11 protein-coding genes are annotated in these 16,136 nt (G+C 59.5%); 6 read left to right on the top strand and 5 right to left on the bottom strand.

The annotated features are described in order from the left end of the window. Nucleotides 1-686 precede the first annotated feature (686 nt). Nucleotides 687-1,937, bottom strand: a complete 1,251-nt coding sequence (sstT, locus tag Aeroheme_RS09465) for a serine/threonine transporter SstT (protein WP_411167154.1) — start codon at nt 1,935-1,937, stop codon at nt 687-689. Nucleotides 1,938-2,274: 337 nt separating this feature from the next. Between sstT and Aeroheme_RS09460 the strand changes: the two genes are divergently transcribed. The 4 genes from Aeroheme_RS09460 to Aeroheme_RS09445 all read left to right on the top strand — a co-directional run bounded on the left by Aeroheme_RS09460 (nt 2,275) and on the right by Aeroheme_RS09445 (nt 9,509). Continuing rightward, a complete protein-coding gene (locus Aeroheme_RS09460; RefSeq protein WP_411167153.1) occupies nt 2,275-4,197 on the top strand; it encodes an ATP-dependent DNA helicase RecQ in 1,923 nt (640 codons plus the stop codon). Between the two features lie 562 nt (nt 4,198-4,759). Next, complete coding sequence (locus tag Aeroheme_RS09455) at nt 4,760-6,682, top strand: PrkA family serine protein kinase (RefSeq protein WP_005327853.1); 1,923 nt, start codon at nt 4,760-4,762, stop codon at nt 6,680-6,682. Between the two features lie 24 nt (nt 6,683-6,706). Continuing rightward, complete coding sequence (locus tag Aeroheme_RS09450) at nt 6,707-7,978, top strand: YeaH/YhbH family protein (protein ID WP_139744305.1); 1,272 nt, start codon at nt 6,707-6,709, stop codon at nt 7,976-7,978. A gap of 10 nt (nt 7,979-7,988) precedes the next feature. Next, a complete protein-coding gene (locus Aeroheme_RS09445; protein WP_106886657.1) occupies nt 7,989-9,509 on the top strand; it encodes a SpoVR family protein in 1,521 nt (506 codons plus the stop codon). A gap of 62 nt (nt 9,510-9,571) precedes the next feature. On the opposite strand, the gene fadR is transcribed toward Aeroheme_RS09445, so the two are convergent. Beyond that, complete coding sequence (fadR, locus tag Aeroheme_RS09440; RefSeq protein ID WP_106886656.1) at nt 9,572-10,285, bottom strand: fatty acid metabolism transcriptional regulator FadR; 714 nt, start codon at nt 10,283-10,285, stop codon at nt 9,572-9,574. A 333-nt stretch (nt 10,286-10,618) separates the two neighbouring features. Here fadR and nhaB point away from each other — a divergent pair, with 333 nt between their 5' ends. Both nhaB and dsbB read left to right on the top strand, forming a co-directional pair. After that, nucleotides 10,619-12,193: a sodium/proton antiporter NhaB gene (nhaB, locus tag Aeroheme_RS09435; RefSeq protein ID WP_213345059.1), complete on the top strand. Its 1,575-nt coding sequence runs from the start codon at nt 10,619-10,621 to the stop codon at nt 12,191-12,193. 86 nt (nt 12,194-12,279) lie between these two features. Further along, nucleotides 12,280-12,801 carry a disulfide bond formation protein DsbB gene (gene dsbB, locus Aeroheme_RS09430; RefSeq protein WP_111911820.1) on the top strand — a complete coding sequence of 174 codons (522 nt, stop codon included), beginning with the start codon at nt 12,280-12,282 and terminating at the stop codon, nt 12,799-12,801. Nucleotides 12,802-13,067: 266 nt separating this feature from the next. On the opposite strand, the gene Aeroheme_RS09425 is transcribed toward dsbB, so the two are convergent. The 3 genes from Aeroheme_RS09425 to uvrB all read right to left on the bottom strand — a co-directional run bounded on the left by Aeroheme_RS09425 (nt 13,068) and on the right by uvrB (nt 16,062). Then, nucleotides 13,068-13,715 (bottom strand): DedA family protein, encoded by a 648-nt coding sequence (locus tag Aeroheme_RS09425; protein ID WP_163157341.1) that lies wholly within the window; start codon nt 13,713-13,715, stop codon nt 13,068-13,070. An 80-nt stretch (nt 13,716-13,795) separates the two neighbouring features. Then, nucleotides 13,796-14,053, bottom strand: a complete 258-nt coding sequence (locus Aeroheme_RS09420; protein ID WP_025327135.1) for a YkvA family protein — start codon at nt 14,051-14,053, stop codon at nt 13,796-13,798. Continuing rightward, on the bottom strand, nt 14,050-16,062 hold the full coding sequence (gene uvrB / locus Aeroheme_RS09415; RefSeq protein WP_111911816.1) for an excinuclease ABC subunit UvrB: 2,013 nt from the start codon (nt 16,060-16,062) through the stop codon (nt 14,050-14,052). The genes Aeroheme_RS09420 and uvrB overlap by 4 nt, the downstream gene beginning before the upstream one ends. Nucleotides 16,063-16,136 lie beyond the last annotated feature (74 nt).

Genomic DNA, 16,136 nt, shown 5'->3' with positions numbered 1-16,136 from the left:
CAGCGTGCCGGGCTGTTTTCATTGCTCTGCCCCGGGCCCCTTCAAGGGCCAGGATCAAGGCCATCTTCCGTATCAAGCGCCCTACCCCAGTCGTTTCCCCCGCCCGTGCAATCTGCCCCTCTCCTCACACCCCACCCTTGGGCGAAAAGCAGGGATGACTGCCTGGTAGCCCCCTTGCTGCCGAGTGACCCGTATCCCCGCCCACTTTCCCTTCTTACCTTCCCCAGCCCTTTGCCGGGTGCCAATGCACGGAGATGGATGCGATGCCGCGCCAGCATGGTGCCACCAGGGCCGCCCCTCAGGGGCCTGGGTTTGCACCCGAAACACGGGATGTCGTCGCTCGCCCACGATCCGATGCGGCGACACAGAACGAGAGCCCTGATGCGCCAATCCTGCGCCCATATGCCTGCTGAGGAGCCTTGGTGCTTTGCCGCTATGACGACGCAGCGGTTGACTGCCCATCAGCGCCTGAGCCTATAGACACCACCACGCCTGCGGCCCTTCTTGCCAGAGGGGATAGGCGCGACCGCCCTCACCAGCAGGCGCATCCTCCCATGGACAAGAGGCCCACAGCGGCAACCGGCAGATGGGATTAAGGAAGGGGCAAGTGTCGCTGACATGAGATCGCAGGTAATAAAAAGCGCCCTCCGAAGAGGGCGCCAGCATTTAGGGAAAAGCTAAGGGGATCAGGCTTCGCGGCTGGGGACCGGGGCCGCCTCCATCAGGCTCTCATCCTCGGCCATGCAAGCGGCCGCGGTGAACAGTACGTCGGTGGAGCTGTTGAGGGCCGTCTCGGCGGAATCCTGCAGCACCCCTATGATGAAGCCCACGGCGACGACCTGCATGGCGATGTCGTTGCTGATGCCAAACAGGCTGCACGCCAGCGGGATCAGCAGCAGGGAACCGCCGGCCACGCCGGAGGCGCCACAGGCGCTGACGGTGGCGACCACGGAGAGCAGAATGGCGGTAGCCAGATCCACTTCCATCCCCAGGGTATGCACCGCTGCCATGGAGAGCACAGTGATGGTGATGGCGGCGCCGGCCATGTTGATGGTGGCACCCAGCGGAATGGAGACAGCGTAGGTGTCTTCCGGCAGACGCAGCTTCTCAGCCAGCGCCATGTTGACCGGGATGTTGGCGGCTGAGCTGCGGGTGAAGAAGGCGGTCACGCCACTCTCTTTCAGGCAGGTCAGCACCAGCGGATAGGGGTTGCGCTTGATCTTCCAGAACACGATGAGCGGGTTGACCACGAAGGCGATGAACAGCATGCAGCCGATCAGCACCATCAGCAGCTGGGCATAGCCAAACAGGGCATCGAAACCTGTCTCGGCCAGGGTGGATGCCACCAGGCCCAGAATGCCGAGCGGCGCGCAGCGGATCACCGCCTTGACGATGGCAGACACCCCGTGGGACAGGTCGGTGATCAGCGCCTTGGTGCTGTCACCCGCGTGACGCATGGCGATGCCAAGGCCGATGGCCCAGGCCAGGATACCTATGTAGTTGGCATCCAGCAGCGCCTTCACCGGGTTGGTCACCACGTTGAACAGCAGGGTCTGCAGTACCTCGGTGATGCCACCCGGCGGGGTGATCTCGGCGCTGCTGGCCACCAGATGCAGGTTGGTGGGGAACAGGAAGCTGGCCATCACGGCCACCACGGCTGCCAGGAAGGTCCCCAGCACATAGAGCAGCAAGATCGGCTTCATGTTGGTCTTCTGACCCTGCTTGTGACCGATGATCGCCGACATCACCAGTACGAAGACCAGCAGCGGGGCGACCGCCTTCAGGGCACCGACGAACAGGCTGCCAAGCAGACCCGCCGCCTTGGCCCATTCAGGCATGAACATGGCAAGGAGGATACCGAATACCAGACCGACCAGGATCTGGCTAACCAGACTGGTGCTGTTGACCAGTTTTATGAGGGGGTGTTGTTGTGTCATCAAATAGTCCCTGTGCACTCATGGTGCGTGAATCATTAGTCCTGTTGGCAACCTGCCGCGCGCATTGACACCGGCCTGTGGACGGTGGTGCCGTTGGCAAACCTTCTTCTGGATCTGTCCAGTACGCGTGGTGTTGCGGACAAGGAATATCCCATCTGCCACCGTTTTTTTCCACATAATCACTGAAAAATATCAGGGTTACCTCACAAAAAATCTACAACAATGTGATAACACAATATCAACCACGGTCGAATTGTCACCAAACCAGTCCGATCATCGGCCGATGTAGGGGCGACAGTGGTATCATGCCGCTCACTTTGCACTGGAGCCTGTTGCCATGATCACCTCTTTATTGACCCGACACTTCGGCTTCGATCGGCTGCGACCCGGCCAGGAAGCGGTGATCAGCCGCCTGCTGGCCGGCAAGAGTGCGGCGGCCATCTTCCCGACCGGCGCAGGCAAGTCCCTCTGCTATCAGTTGCCCGCGCTGGCACTGCCCCATCTGACCCTGGTCATCTCCCCCCTGCTGGCGCTGATGCACGATCAGCTCGCCTTCTTGCAGCGCAAGGGGATTGCCGCCGCGACCCTGGACTCCAGCCAGACCCCCGAGGAGAGCCGCCGGGTGATGCAGCAGGCCAGTGACGGCCAGCTCAAGATCCTGATGATCTCGGTGGAGCGCCTCAAGAACGAGCGCTTTCGCCGCTTCATCGCCCAGGTGCCGCTCTCCCTGCTGGTGGTGGATGAGGCGCACTGCATCTCGGAATGGGGTCACAATTTTCGGCCCGACTATCTGAAGCTGCCGGACCATCGCCGCGATCTGGCCATTCCTCAGGTACTGCTGCTCACCGCCACCGCCACTCCGGCGGTCATGGCAGACATGCAGGCCAAATTTGCCATCGAGGCCGAGGATCTGGTAGTGACAGGCTTCTATCGCCCCAATCTGGATCTCGCCGTCATTCCGCTGGCCGGCAGTGCCCGCGATGGCTGGCTGCGTGACGAGCTGCGCCGCGATCCCGCGGCCCCCACCATCGTCTACGTCACCCTGCAGCACAGCGCGCAGCAATGTGCCGATCAGTTGCAGGCCATCGGCATTCGCGCCTGTGCCTATCATGCGGGGCTGGATCCTGCCCTGCGCAGCCAGATCCAGCACGACTTCATGGCCGGCCGACTCGACTGCATCGTCGCCACCATCGCCTTTGGCATGGGCATCGACAAGGCCGATATCCGCCGTGTCATTCACTACGATCTGCCCAAATCCATCGAGAACTACAGCCAGGAGATAGGCCGCGCCGGACGTGATGGCCTCCCCTCCCGCTGTATGGTGCTGGCGAGCCGCGCCCAGTTGCCTGTGCTGGAAAACTTCGTCTATGGGGATACCCCGGACAGGGACGCCATCCTGAGCTTGCTCCAGATCCTGCAACAAAGCGGTGCCGAGTGGGAATTTGGTCTGCTGCGCCTCTCCAACGAGACCAACATTCGCCAACTGCCCCTCAAGACACTGCTGGTCTATCTGGAGATGGCGGGGATCATTGCCCCGGCCTACAGCTACTTTGCCGAGTATCGCTTCAAGTTCGTGCTGGAAAAACGGGAGATCCTGGCCCGCTTCAACCCCGATCGCCGCCAGTTCCTGGAGCAACTGTTTGCCTGTGCTCCCCAGGCGCGCAGCTGGTGCACCATGGACTTCGATGCGCTGTGGCAGGGGTATCAGGGGGAACGGCAAAGAGCCGCCGCCGCGCTGGACTATCTGCAGCAGCAGGGCTGGATCGAGCTGGAAAGCAAGCAGATGACGGAGGTATATCGAGTCGTGCGCCAGGATCTCGCCATCGAGTCGCTGGCAGATCAGCTCCATGCCCTGTTCGAGCAAAAGGAGCAAAGTGAATTGGCCCGACTCCAGGCCCTGCTGGGGTTCTTTACCTCGAGCCGCTGCCTGAGCCATGAGCTGGCCCGCTATTTTGCCGATGAAGAGGCGCCCGAGCAGTGCGGGCACTGCTCCGTCTGCCGGGGGGAGATAGCCGTGTTGCCGCCGTTGCCGCCGCAGGGCTTGCCCAACGAGCATGGCTTGCGCGCCTGGTGCGATCCGCTGATTGCCCTGTGTCAGCAGCGCCATCCCCGGATCCTGACCCGCTTCCTGTGTGGTATCGCCACCCCCCTGACCACCCGGACCAAGGCGAGAAACCTGGCCGGTTTTGGCCAGTTGGCCTCCCATCCCTTCGCCGAGGTGCTGGCGGCGGTGTCGGCGATCTATCCTGCCGACTCTTGATCACCAGCTTGCCGGACGCTGAAAAAATAAGACCCTCGCGGATGCGAGGGTCAAGCCAACGGAAACGTGCTTAAACAGAGCTTAGTATCTGCACAATCACCCACTCTCTTGCTAAAGCGATGACTGCTCGACACAGGGCCAATCTAGAGCAGCAGGAATGTAGCGTCAATGTAAAAATTAGAGCTTAAACACCAAACAACAGACGTTACGTTGACGTAAGCGTCATTAAGTTTCACCTCTTCTCCCCTACCGCCCTTGCCCCGCCTGCACTTCGATTCCACAAACCAGGAAGCCATCATTTTCTGCCCCTGCCACACAAACATTTATTTTTTATGTCTTTGACATTTGCATCACTGTCGTGGCAAAAATAATTTAACAGTCAGTAACATAGAGATGTCATTGGCTGCCTCTTCCCGCATGAGGATCGGGAAGCTCCCGTACAAACTTAAACCAATGACGGCGATGGATTACTGGGGGCTGTTGACTAGGCTTAAGAGGTAAACAGAACAAAAGTAGTGATCCACTCTTTTTCAGGGTAAGCGACTATAACGAGGGCTAAGTTATGGGCATCTTCGAGCACTATCAACAGCGGTATGAGAAGGCCAGAGAGGAGGAGTACAGCATCCAGGAGTTTCTGGATATGTGCAAACAGGACAAATCCTGCTACGCCTCCGCCGCCGAACGACTGCTGGTTGCCATCGGCGAACCGGAAATGATCGACACCTCCGTCAATCCGCGCCTCAGCCGCCTCTTTTCCAACCGCGTCGTCGCACGCTATCCCGCTTTCAAAGACTTTTATGGCATGGAAGAGGCGATCGAGCAGATCGTCTCCTACCTCAAGCACTCCGCCCAGGGACTGGAAGAGAAGAAACAGATCCTCTACCTGCTGGGTCCCGTTGGCGGCGGCAAATCCTCGCTGGCCGAGAAACTCAAGTCCCTGATGCAAAAAGTGCCCATCTATCGCATCAAGGGATCGCCGGTCAACGACCACCCCTTCTGCCTGTTCGACATCGAAGAGGACGGCGAGATCCTGGAAAAAGAGTACGGCATACCGCGCCGCTACCTGAGGCCCATCATGTCTCCCTGGGCGGCCAAGCGGCTGCACGAGTTTGGCGGTGACATCACCAAGTTCAAGGTGGAGAAGGTCAACCCCTCCATCCTGGATCAGATCGCCATCGCGAAGACAGAACCCGGCGATGACAACAACCAGGACATCTCCTCCCTGGTGGGCAAGGTCGACATCCGCATGCTGGAGCACTATGCCCAGGATGATGCCGATGCCTACTCCTACTCAGGCGCTCTGTGCAAGGCGAACCAGGGGATGATGGAGTTCGTGGAGATGTTCAAGGCGCCCATCAAGGTGTTGCACCCCTTGCTGACCGCGACTCAGGAAGGAAACTACAACGGCACCGAGGGGCTCTCCGCCCTCCCCTTCGACGGCATCCTGCTGGCCCACTCCAACGAATCCGAATGGCAGCAGTTCCGTAACAACAAGAACAACGAGGCCTTCCTAGACCGGGTTTACATCGTCAAGGTGCCCTACTGCCTGCGTGTCTCGGAAGAGGTGAAGATCTACGAAAAACTGTTGTTCAACAGCGAGCTGACCGAGGCCAAGTGCGCCCCGGGTACCCTGGAGTTGCTGGGCCAGTTCTCCGTATTGTCACGGCTGAAAGAGCCGGAAAACTCCAGCCTCTACTCCAAGATGCGAGTCTATGACGGCGAGAGCCTCAAGGACACGGATCCCAAGGCCAAGAGCTATCAGGAGTATCGCGACTACGCTGGCGTCGACGAGGGCATGAACGGCCTCTCCACCCGCTTTGCGTTCAAGATCCTCTCCCGCGTCTTCAACTTCGACCATGCGGAAGTGGCGGCCAACCCGGTGCACCTCTTCTATGTGCTGGAGCAGCAGATAGAGCGCGAGCAGTTTCCGCAGGAGCTGCACGATCGCTACCTTGAGTTCATCAAGGGCTATCTGACCCCGCGCTACGTGGAATTTATCGGCAAGGAGATCCAGACCGCCTACCTCGAGTCGTATTCAGAGTACGGACAGAACATCTTCGATCGCTACGTCACCTACGCCGACTTCTGGATCCAGGATCAGGAGTACCGTGACCCCGAAACCGGCCAGCTGTTTGATCGGGCATCGCTCAACAGCGAGCTGGAAAAGATTGAAAAACCGGCCGGGATCAGCAACCCGAAAGATTTTCGCAACGAGATCGTCAACTTCGTGCTGCGTGCACGGGCCAACAATGCAGGCCGTAACCCCAACTGGACCAGTTACGAGAAGCTGCGCACCGTGATCGAGAAGAAGATGTTCTCCAACACGGAAGAGCTGCTGCCGGTTATCTCCTTCAACAGCAAAACCTCGGCCGAGGAGCAGAAGAAGCACGATAACTTTGTCGAACGGATGATGGAGAAGGGCTACACCCGCAAACAGGTACGCCTGCTCTCCGAATGGTATCTCAGGGTACGCAAGTCATCCTGACCCTGCCGTGTTCAAGGGGGAGTTATGGCGCATTTTATCGACCGCAGGCTCAACGGCAAAAACAAAAGCGCTGTCAATCGGCAGCGCTTCATCCGCCGCTACAAGAAGCAGATCAAACAAGCGGTCTCGGATGCTGTCTCCAAGCGCAGCATTCAGGACGTAGACAAGGGCGAGAGCATCAGCATCCCGACCAAGGACATCGGTGAGCCCCATTTCCATCAAGGCCAAGGCGGCAAACGGGAGATGGTGCACCCGGGCAACGATCAGTTCGTCTCCGGTGACAAGATTGACAGACCCAAGGGAGGGGGCAGCGGTCAGGGCGGGGGCGAAGGCCAGGCTTCTGATCAGGGAGAGGGAGCAGACGACTTCGTGTTCCAGATCTCGAAAGACGAATACCTGGACCTGCTGTTTGAGGATCTGGAGCTGCCACGGCTGCAGAAGACCCAGCTCAACCAGCTGATGGAGATGAAAACCTACCGCGCGGGCTACACCTCCAACGGGGTACCCGCCAACATCAACGTGGTGCGCTCGCTGCAAAATTCGCTGGCGCGTCGCATGGCACTGCAGGCGGGCAAGAAGCGCCAGATGCGTGAACTGGAGGAGCGGCTGGCCCTGCTGGCCCTCGATCCCAACGAACATTTTGCCGAGATGGCACAGCTCGAAAAAGAGATCAGGGAGCTGAAACGACGGATCGAGGCTGTGCCCTTCATCGACACCTTCGATCTCAAGTTCAACAACTTCGTCAAACGGCCCGTGCCCTCCAGCCAGGCGGTGATGTTCTGCCTGATGGATGTCTCCGGCTCCATGGATCAAGCCACCAAGGAGATGGCCAAGCGTTTCTACATCTTGCTCTATCTGTTCCTGAGCCGGACCTACAAGAACGTCGAAGTGGTTTACATTCGCCACCACACCCAGGCCAAGGAGGTTGACGAACACGAGTTCTTCTATTCCCAGGAGACCGGCGGCACCATAGTATCCAGCGCCCTCAAGATGATGAACGACATCATCAACGAGCGTTACCCTGCCAACCAGTGGAACATCTATGCGGCGCAGGCGTCCGATGGCGACAACTGGGCGGATGACTCGCCTCAGTGCCGGGAGATACTGATGCGCGACATCATGCCGCGGGTGCGCTACTACTCCTACATAGAGATCACCACCCGCGCTCACCAGACCCTGTGGCACGAATACGAGTCGGTAGCCGACCACTACCCCCACTTCGCGATGGAGCACATTCGCAAGGTAGAGGACATCTATCCGGTGTTCCGGGAGTTGTTCAAGAAGCAAGCGGCTTGAGGGATCACATATGGTAGAAACCGCGAGAAAAATAGCGCCGCTGGACGATGGGCCTGACTGGAACTTCGATCTGCTGGAGACCTATCACCAGGAGATAGCCCGGGTTGCCAAGTTTTATCGGCTGGATACCTATCCCAACCAGATCGAGGTGATCACCGCCGAGCAGATGATGGATGCCTACTCCAGTGTGGGCATGCCCATCGGCTACCAGCACTGGTCATTTGGTAAGCGTTTCATCCACACCGAACGCAACTACAAGCGCGGCCAGATGGGCTTGGCTTATGAGATCGTCATCAACTCGGATCCCTGCATCGCCTACCTGATGGAAGAGAACACCATGCCGATGCAGGCTCTGGTGATGGCCCACGCCTGCTATGGTCACAACTCCTTTTTCAAGAACAACTACCTGTTCAAGGCCTGGACCGATGCCTCCTCCATCATCGACTACCTGCTGTTTGCCAAGAACTACATCACCGAATGCGAGGAGAAACACGGGATTGATGCCGTGGAGCGGCTGCTCGACTCCTGCCATGCCCTGATGAACTACGGGGTGGATCGCTACAAGCGGCCCCAGAAGATCTCCCTGGCGGAGGAGAAGCGGCGCCAGAAGGCGCGGGAAGATTACCTGCAGACCCAGGTCAACGAGCTGTGGCGCACCCTGCCCAAGCAGCACAAGGCAGCCGGTATCGAGGACAGACGCTATCCGCCCGAGCCTCAGGAGAACATCCTCTACTTCATCGAGAAAAACGCCCCATTGCTGGAGCCCTGGCAGCGGGAGGTGGTGCGCATAGTGCGCAAGATCAGCCAGTACTTCTATCCGCAGAAACAGACCCAGGTGATGAACGAGGGCTGGGCCACCTTCTGGCACTACACCATCCTCAATCACCTGTATGACGAGGGGAAGATCAGCGATCGCTTCATGATAGAGGTGCTGCACAGCCACACCAACGTGGTGTACCAGCCCCCCTACAACAGCCGCTACTACTCGGGCATCAACCCCTATGCCCTCGGTTTTGCCATGTTCACCGACCTGCGCCGCATCTGCGAGCACCCCACAGAGGAGGACAGATACTGGTTCCCCGATTACGCCGGCACCAACTGGGTCGATACCCTGCACTTCGCCATGCAGAACTTCAAGGACGAGAGCTTCATCAGCCAGTTCCTCAGCCCCAAGGTGATGCGCGACATGAAGCTGTTTGCCATCGATGACGACGATCTGAAGAACTACCTCAAGGTCTCCGCCATCCACAACGAGGAGGGTTACCGGCTGGTGCGCAACACCCTGTCTGCCCAATACAACTTGAGCAATCTGGAGCCCAACATTCAGGTCTACAACGTGGCGGTGAAGGGGGATCGCTCACTCACCCTGCGTTATGTCCCCCACAACCGGATCCCCCTCGGCGAGTCGCGCCACGAGGTGCTCAAACATCTGCACCAGCTGTGGGGATTTGATGTGGTGCTGGAGCAGGATAACGGCGAGCTCACCGCCGACATCATAGGGCGTTGCCCGGATCGCAAGAGCCTGACCTGATGGGCAGGCGAGGAGCATAAAAAAACGCGCCATTCGGCGCGTTTTTTCTTGGAAGCAAAGGATCAGTTATCGCACAGGTTGCTCGGCATGTCCTGGCGAAGACGAGTCCACAGCTTGCCGGATTCTATGCCGTACTGACGCACCGTCATGAACACGGCCTCGTGATTCTTGGTCTCGGCCAAGCCCAGCAGCGTCTTGTAGTAGGCATCCGCCGTCTCGCGCGCCTGCTTGTCGGAGAAGTAATAACGCCCGACGCGGCTGTACAACCCTTTGAAGCCATTGAGGATCAAGGCATAGATGGGGTTGCCGGAAGCAAATGAAAGCTGATGGTGCAGGCGATAGTCGAACTCAGCGTACGCCTCCGGGGAATTATCAACCTCATCGGCCCCGCGCAAGATCTCGGCCGCTTGCTCCGGGTTGTTGCGAATGGCGCCACGGATGAAGATGGTGCAGATGTTGGTGCGCGCAGACAGCAGCTGAGCCACCAGATCCGGCACCTTGTCCTGATCGAGCCGTGCCAGGGTCTCCAGGATGTTGAGACCCGAGGTCTCCCAGAAGTTGTTGACCTTGGTCGGTTTGCCATGCTGGATGGTGAGCCAGCCATCGCGGGCAAGGCGCTGCAGCACTTCGCGCAAGGTAGTGCGAGTCACGCCAATCAGCTCGGACAGCTCGCGCTCCGCCGGCAGAATGGATCCTGGAGGAAAGCGATTGTTCCAGATGGACTCGATGATGTATTCCTCGGCAAACCCGGCAGGGCTTTGCGCTTTTATGACCATGTGGTGACTCTGTTGTAGTGCGTAAAAAGGCTCACGAATAATAGCAAAGCCGGTCATGCTGGCAAGCAGAAGGTCAGTCCTCTGCTCACATTAACCCGAACTTTTTGTTAAAAGTATGTATACAGCGACATGGCAGGAGCCAAGCAACACCAAATGATGGTGATATCGACGCCTCGCCGCTGGGCAAGCACAGCGGCGTTATTTATAGTTAGCGCTCCCTTGATTAAAATCATGTGCAATCAATTTGATAAAGGTGAATATCCGGATGTTCGGGTCGAGTCGGGCTCGACTGCATAGACGCAGATACCAACAACAGAACAGAGAACCATCATTATGCCAATCAGCCTAGGGCGCGCTTTTGCAAAGAATTTTTTGGGTAATGCCCCTCGGTGGTACAAAATTGCCATCGTCATATTCCTGCTGATCAATCCGATCGTCTTCCACATTGATCCCTTCCTGGCTGGCTGGTTGCTGGTGGTCGAGTTCATCTTCACCCTGGCCATGGCGCTCAAGTGCTACCCGCTGCAACCCGGCGGCCTGCTGGCCATCGAAGCCGTGCTCATCGGCATGACCTCGGCGAACCAGATCAAGCATGAGCTGGTGGCCAACATCGAAGTGCTGCTGTTGCTGGTCTTCATGGTGGCCGGCATCTATTTCATGAAGCAGTTGCTGCTCTACGTCTTCACCAAGATGCTGGTCCGCATCCATTCCAAGACCCTGCTCTCCCTCGCCTTCTGCCTGGTATCGGCCTTCCTGTCCGCCTTCCTCGACGCCCTGACGGTGATCGCCGTGGTCATCAGCGTCGCCACCGGTTTCTACGCCATCTATCACAAGGTGGCCTCCCGCGACGAGTTTGAGGGTCAGCATCAGGATGACGAGGACATTGACGAGCTGTCTCGCCAGCACCTGAACGAGTTCCGCGCCTTTTTGCGCAGCCTGATGATGCATGCCGCCATCGGCACTGCCCTGGGGGGTGTTTGCACCCTGGTCGGCGAGCCCCAGAACCTCATCATTGGTGAGCAGGCGGGCTGGCATTTCGGTGAATTTGCCATTCGCATGGCCCCGGTCACCCTTCCCGTCTTCCTCTGCGGTCTGCTCACCTGCATCCTGGTGGAGAAATGCCGCTGGTTCGGATATGGCACCAAGTTGCCCGAGCCCGTGCGCCACATCATGGAAGCCTACGAGCGCGACGAAGATGCCCAGCGCAGCCCGCAAGAGAAGGCCAAGCTGCTGGTCCAGGCGGCCATCGCCATCTGGCTCATCACAGGTCTGGCCCTGCATCTGGCGGCGGTGGGCCTGATCGGCCTGACCGTCATAGTGCTCGCGACGTCCTTCACCGGCGTCACCGAGGAGCATGCCCTCGGCAAGGCCTTCCATGAGGCGCTGCCCTTCACCGCCCTGCTCACCGTCTTCTTCAGCGTGGTGGCGGTGATCATCGATCAACAGCTGTTCAAGCCGGTGATCCAGTGGGTGCTGGCCGCCAAACCCGAGGATCAGCTCGCCCTCTTCTATCTGGCCAACGGCTTGCTCTCCATGGTGAGCGACAACGTCTTCGTCGGCACCGTCTACATCAACGAGGTGAAGACCGCCCTGCTCAATGGCGCCATCAGCCGCGAGCATTTCGATCTGCTGGCGGTGGCCATCAACACCGGGACCAACCTGCCGTCGGTGGCCACCCCCAATGGCCAGGCAGCCTTCCTGTTCATGCTGACCTCGGCGCTGGCGCCGCTGCTGCGCCTCTCCTATGGCCGCATGGTGTGGATGGCCCTGCCCTACACCCTGGTGCTGGGGCTGGTGGGTTTCTTTGCGGTGGAGCAACTGCTCGCCCCTGCCACCGAATGGTTCTACCAGGCTGGCTGGCTGACGCAGGGTGGCGCCGTGCCGACCCTGGTACCGGCGGCACACTGATGATGCTAGGGGCCATTAGGCCCCTTTCTTTTTAAGTAGGGCTCTGCTCTAATTCAGCCACTATTTTTCTCTGTGAGATCAATCAGATGATCGAGTTTCTTCGCCGTATTGCCAGCCACCGTCTGGCCTGGGGCTTGCTGGCCGCGTCCGCCCTCTGCTTCGAGCTGTGCGCCCTCTTCTTCCAGCATGTGTTGGGTCTGCACCCTTGCGTGATGTGCATCTATGAGCGGATCGCCATCCTGGGGGTGTTCGCTGCCGGTCTGCTCGGCATGGTGGCACCAGAGAAGTGGTATCTCCGCTGGAGCGCCATGCTGCTGTGGGGCTACAGTGCTTTCTGGGGCCTGAAACTGGCACTCAAGCATGTGGATTACCAGGTGAACCCCTCCCCCTTCAACGTGTGCGAAGGCTTCGTCGATTTCCCAAGCTGGGCTCCCCTCGACAAGTGGGTGCCCTGGCTCTTCTTCCCGGACGGCGATTGCAGCGAGATCAGCTGGCAGTTCCTGAGTTTCTCCATGCCGCAGTGGCTGGTGGCCATCTTCGCCGCCTACCTGCTGGTGTTTGCGGTGGTCGCCATCGGCAACCTGGTCAAGGGCCGTTGCTGCAACTGACGCTGACGCCGCCATATATGACGCACACAAAAGGGAGCCATCGGCTCCCTTTTCAATCAGCGGTGTCAACCACCCAAGCCGATCCCGTTTCTCCATGCCCCTGTCATCTGGCTGGTGGCCATCTTCGCCGCCTACCTGCTGGTGTTTGCTGTGGTCGCCATCGGCAACCTGGTCAAGGGCCGCTGCAGCCACTGGCCATCACACCCGCGTGGAAACAACAAGGGGGAGCCATGATGGTTCCCCCTTTCGCATTTTGTCTGGCCTTTCTACGCCTTGGCGGTGTTCATCCTGGCCTTCACCATGCCGACGACCATGGGCAGCAGCGAGATACCGATGATGCCGAAGATGAGCAGAGTGAAGTTGTGACGCACCACCGGCAGGTTGCCGAAGAAGTGGCCCGCGTAGACGAACGACAACACCCACAGCAAGCCGCCAATCAGGTTGAACGCCAGGAAGCGCGGGTAGGTCATGGCTCCCATGCCGGCCACGAAGGGGGCAAAGGTACGCACTATGGGCAGGAAACGGGTGATGATGATGGTCTTGCCCCCATGCTTGGCATAGAAGGCATGGGTCTTGACCAGATAGTCGCGGCGGAAGATCTTCGAATCGGGATTGCGAAACAGCTGATCCCCGAAGAAGTGGCCTATGGTGTAGTTCACCACGTTGCCGAGCACGGCGGCGATGATCAGCACCCCCGCAAGGGTGTGCACGTCCAGCACACTTCCCACTGTGAGGGCGCCTGCGGCAAACAGCAGGGAATCGCCGGGCAGGAAGGGGGTCACCACCAGGCCGGTCTCACAGAAGATGATGAGGAACAGGATGGCATAAACCCAGATGCCATAGTGCTCGAACAGCTCTTTCAGGTGCACGTCAACGTGCAGAATAAAGTCGATTGCAAACAGGATCAGATCCATTTTTTCATACCCATGAAGTGAACGGCGTGGAGTCTACGCCAATGCCTTACGCCCGACAATCTGCGGCATCGCCTCTCCCCTCATTCCAGGGTATCCAGCCCCTTCCTGACCGTTGCGGGCAGGCAGGACTCCCACCCCCAGAGCAGCAACAGCAGCAGGCTGACGTCGTCGAGCCAGCCAACGAAGGGCACCAGATCCGGGATGAGATCCACCGGACTGATGCCATAGACGAGGATGAGGATCACCAGCCCCTTGGCCCACCAGGGGGTGTCCGGGTGGCGAAAACCGGCATAGAGGCGGCGCAGGCGCCGCCAGATCAGCCAGCGCTTGCCACTCATGATTCGATCAACTCGCCGCGCAGCCGCTGGATCTGATCCCGCATGGCGGCGGCCTGCTCGAACTCCAGATCCCGGGCATGCTGGAACATCTGCTCTTCCATCCGTTTAATCTCCTTGGCGATCTCGCTGGCGGTGCGAGCATGGTACTCCCCTTGCGGCTCGGCCGCCTTGCGACTGCCTCTGCCCGGTTTGCCGGCGGTGCGGCTCCCCCCCATGTCCATCACATCCCCCACCGACTTGTTGAGGCCTGTTGGCGTGATGCCGTGCTCCAGGTTGTGGGCGTGCTGCAGGGCTCGGCGCCGCTCGGTCTCTTCTATGGCCACCTTCATGGAGTTGGTGATGGTGTCGCCGTAGAGAATGACCTTGCCGTTGAGGTTGCGGGCGGCGCGGCCTATGGTCTGGATGAGGGAGCGGGTGGAACGCAGGAAGCCCTCCTTGTCCGCATCCAGGATGGCCACCAGCGACACCTCCGGCATGTCGAGCCCTTCCCGCAGCAGGTTGATGCCCACCAGCACGTCGAACTTGCCGAGGCGCAGATCGCGAATGATCTCCACCCGCTCCACGGTATCTATGTCCGAATGCAGGTAACGCACCCGCACATCGTGATCCGCCAGGTACTCGGTCAAGTCCTCCGCCATCCGCTTGGTGAGGGTGGTGACCAGCACCCGCTCCTCCACCGCCACCCGCAGCCGGATCTCGGAGAGCAAGTCGTCCACCTGGGTGGTGACGGGGCGCACCTCGATGACAGGATCGAGCAGGCCGGTGGGACGCACCACCTGCTGCACAACATCGCCGCCGGATTTTTCCAGCTCGTAGGGGCCAGGGGTCGCCGAGACGAACACCGTCTGGGGCATCAGGGCCTCGAACTCGTCAAACTTCAGGGGTCTGTTGTCGAGCGCCGAGGGGAGCCGGAAGCCGTACTCCACCAGGGTCTCCTTGCGGGATCTGTCCCCTTTGAACATGGCGCCTATCTGCGGCACTGTGACGTGGGACTCGTCGATGATGAGCAAACCATCCCCCGGCAGGTAGTCAAACAGGGTGGGCGGCGGCTCGCCGGGGGCCCGGCCCGAGAGGTAGCGGCTGTAGTTCTCGATGCCGGAGCAGTACCCCAACTCCTGCATCATCTCGATGTCGAACTGGGTACGCTGGCTGATGCGCTGCTCTTCCACCAGCTTGTTCAGGGACAACAGCTGCTCGCGGCGTCCCTTGAGCTCTTCCTTGATGTGATCGATGGCGCCCAGTATGGTCTCCCTCGGCGTGGCGTAGTGGGTCTTGGGGTAGATGGTGTAGCGCACCACAGTCTGCTCGATGGCCCCGGTCAGGGGATCGAACTGGGAGAGGCGCTCCACCTCCTCGTCAAACAGCTCCACCCGCAGGGCCAGCTTGTCCGATTCGGCAGGGTAGATGTCGATCACCTCCCCCCGCACCCGGAAGGTGCCGCGGCTAAACGCCACGTCGTTGCGGGTGTATTGCAGCTCGGCGAGGCGGCGCAGTATGTCCCGCTGGTTGATCACATCCCCCACCTTGAGATGCAGCATCATGCTGAGGTAGGCCTGGGGGTCCCCCAGACCATAGATGGCCGATACCGAGGCGACGATCACTACGTCGCGCCGTTCCAGCAGCGCCTTGGTGGCCGACAATCGCATCTGCTCGATGTGATCGTTGATGGAGGCATCCTTCTCTATGAAGGTGTCCGTGGTCGGCACATAGGCTTCCGGCTGGTAATAGTCGTAATAAGAGACGAAGTACTCCACCGAGTTCTCGGGGAAGAACTCCTTCATCTCCCCATAGAGCTGGGCGGCCAGGGTCTTGTTGGGAGCCAGTATCATGGTCGGGCGGTTCAGGGTGGCGATGACGTTGGCCATGGTGAAGGTCTTGCCCGACCCAGTCACCCCGAGCAGGGTCTGATGAGCGAGGCCGGACTCTATGCCATCGAGCAGGCGGGCGATGGCCGCGGGCTGATCCCCCGCGGGTTGAAACTGGCTGGCCAGCTTGAAAGGCTTATTCATGACGACTCCCGACAAAAAACGGCAAGAGAGCAGTGTACCCCGAGTTGACGGGCCTGGGTATCCGCTCTCGGCCC

Origin of the sequence: Aeromonas sp. DSM 116730 (assembly GCF_046581335.1) — a bacterium.
Classification (GTDB): Bacteria; Pseudomonadota; Gammaproteobacteria; order Enterobacterales; family Aeromonadaceae; genus Aeromonas; species Aeromonas rivipollensis.
This window is presented reverse-complemented; position numbering and strand designations above follow the sequence as displayed.

Excerpts from the sequence above, each read along its gene's own strand:
- Aeroheme_RS09450 (WP_139744305.1), top strand. The coding sequence starts at position 6,707 with ATGGCGCATTTTATCGACCGCAGGCTCAACGGCAAAAACAAAAGCGCT.
- Aeroheme_RS09445 (WP_106886657.1), top strand. The coding sequence starts at position 7,989 with ATGGTAGAAACCGCGAGAAAAATAGCGCCGCTGGACGATGGGCCTGAC.
- uvrB (WP_111911816.1), bottom strand. The coding sequence starts at position 16,062 with ATGAATAAGCCTTTCAAGCTGGCCAGCCAGTTTCAACCCGCGGGGGAT.
- Aeroheme_RS09460 (WP_411167153.1), top strand. The coding sequence starts at position 2,275 with ATGATCACCTCTTTATTGACCCGACACTTCGGCTTCGATCGGCTGCGA.
- nhaB (WP_213345059.1), top strand. The coding sequence starts at position 10,619 with ATGCCAATCAGCCTAGGGCGCGCTTTTGCAAAGAATTTTTTGGGTAAT.
- Aeroheme_RS09455 (WP_005327853.1), top strand. The coding sequence starts at position 4,760 with ATGGGCATCTTCGAGCACTATCAACAGCGGTATGAGAAGGCCAGAGAG.
- Aeroheme_RS09420 (WP_025327135.1), bottom strand. The coding sequence starts at position 14,053 with ATGAGTGGCAAGCGCTGGCTGATCTGGCGGCGCCTGCGCCGCCTCTAT.
- sstT (WP_411167154.1), bottom strand. The coding sequence starts at position 1,937 with ATGACACAACAACACCCCCTCATAAAACTGGTCAACAGCACCAGTCTG.
- fadR (WP_106886656.1), bottom strand. The coding sequence starts at position 10,285 with ATGGTCATAAAAGCGCAAAGCCCTGCCGGGTTTGCCGAGGAATACATC.
- dsbB (WP_111911820.1), top strand. The coding sequence starts at position 12,280 with ATGATCGAGTTTCTTCGCCGTATTGCCAGCCACCGTCTGGCCTGGGGC.
- Aeroheme_RS09425 (WP_163157341.1), bottom strand. The coding sequence starts at position 13,715 with ATGGATCTGATCCTGTTTGCAATCGACTTTATTCTGCACGTTGACGTG.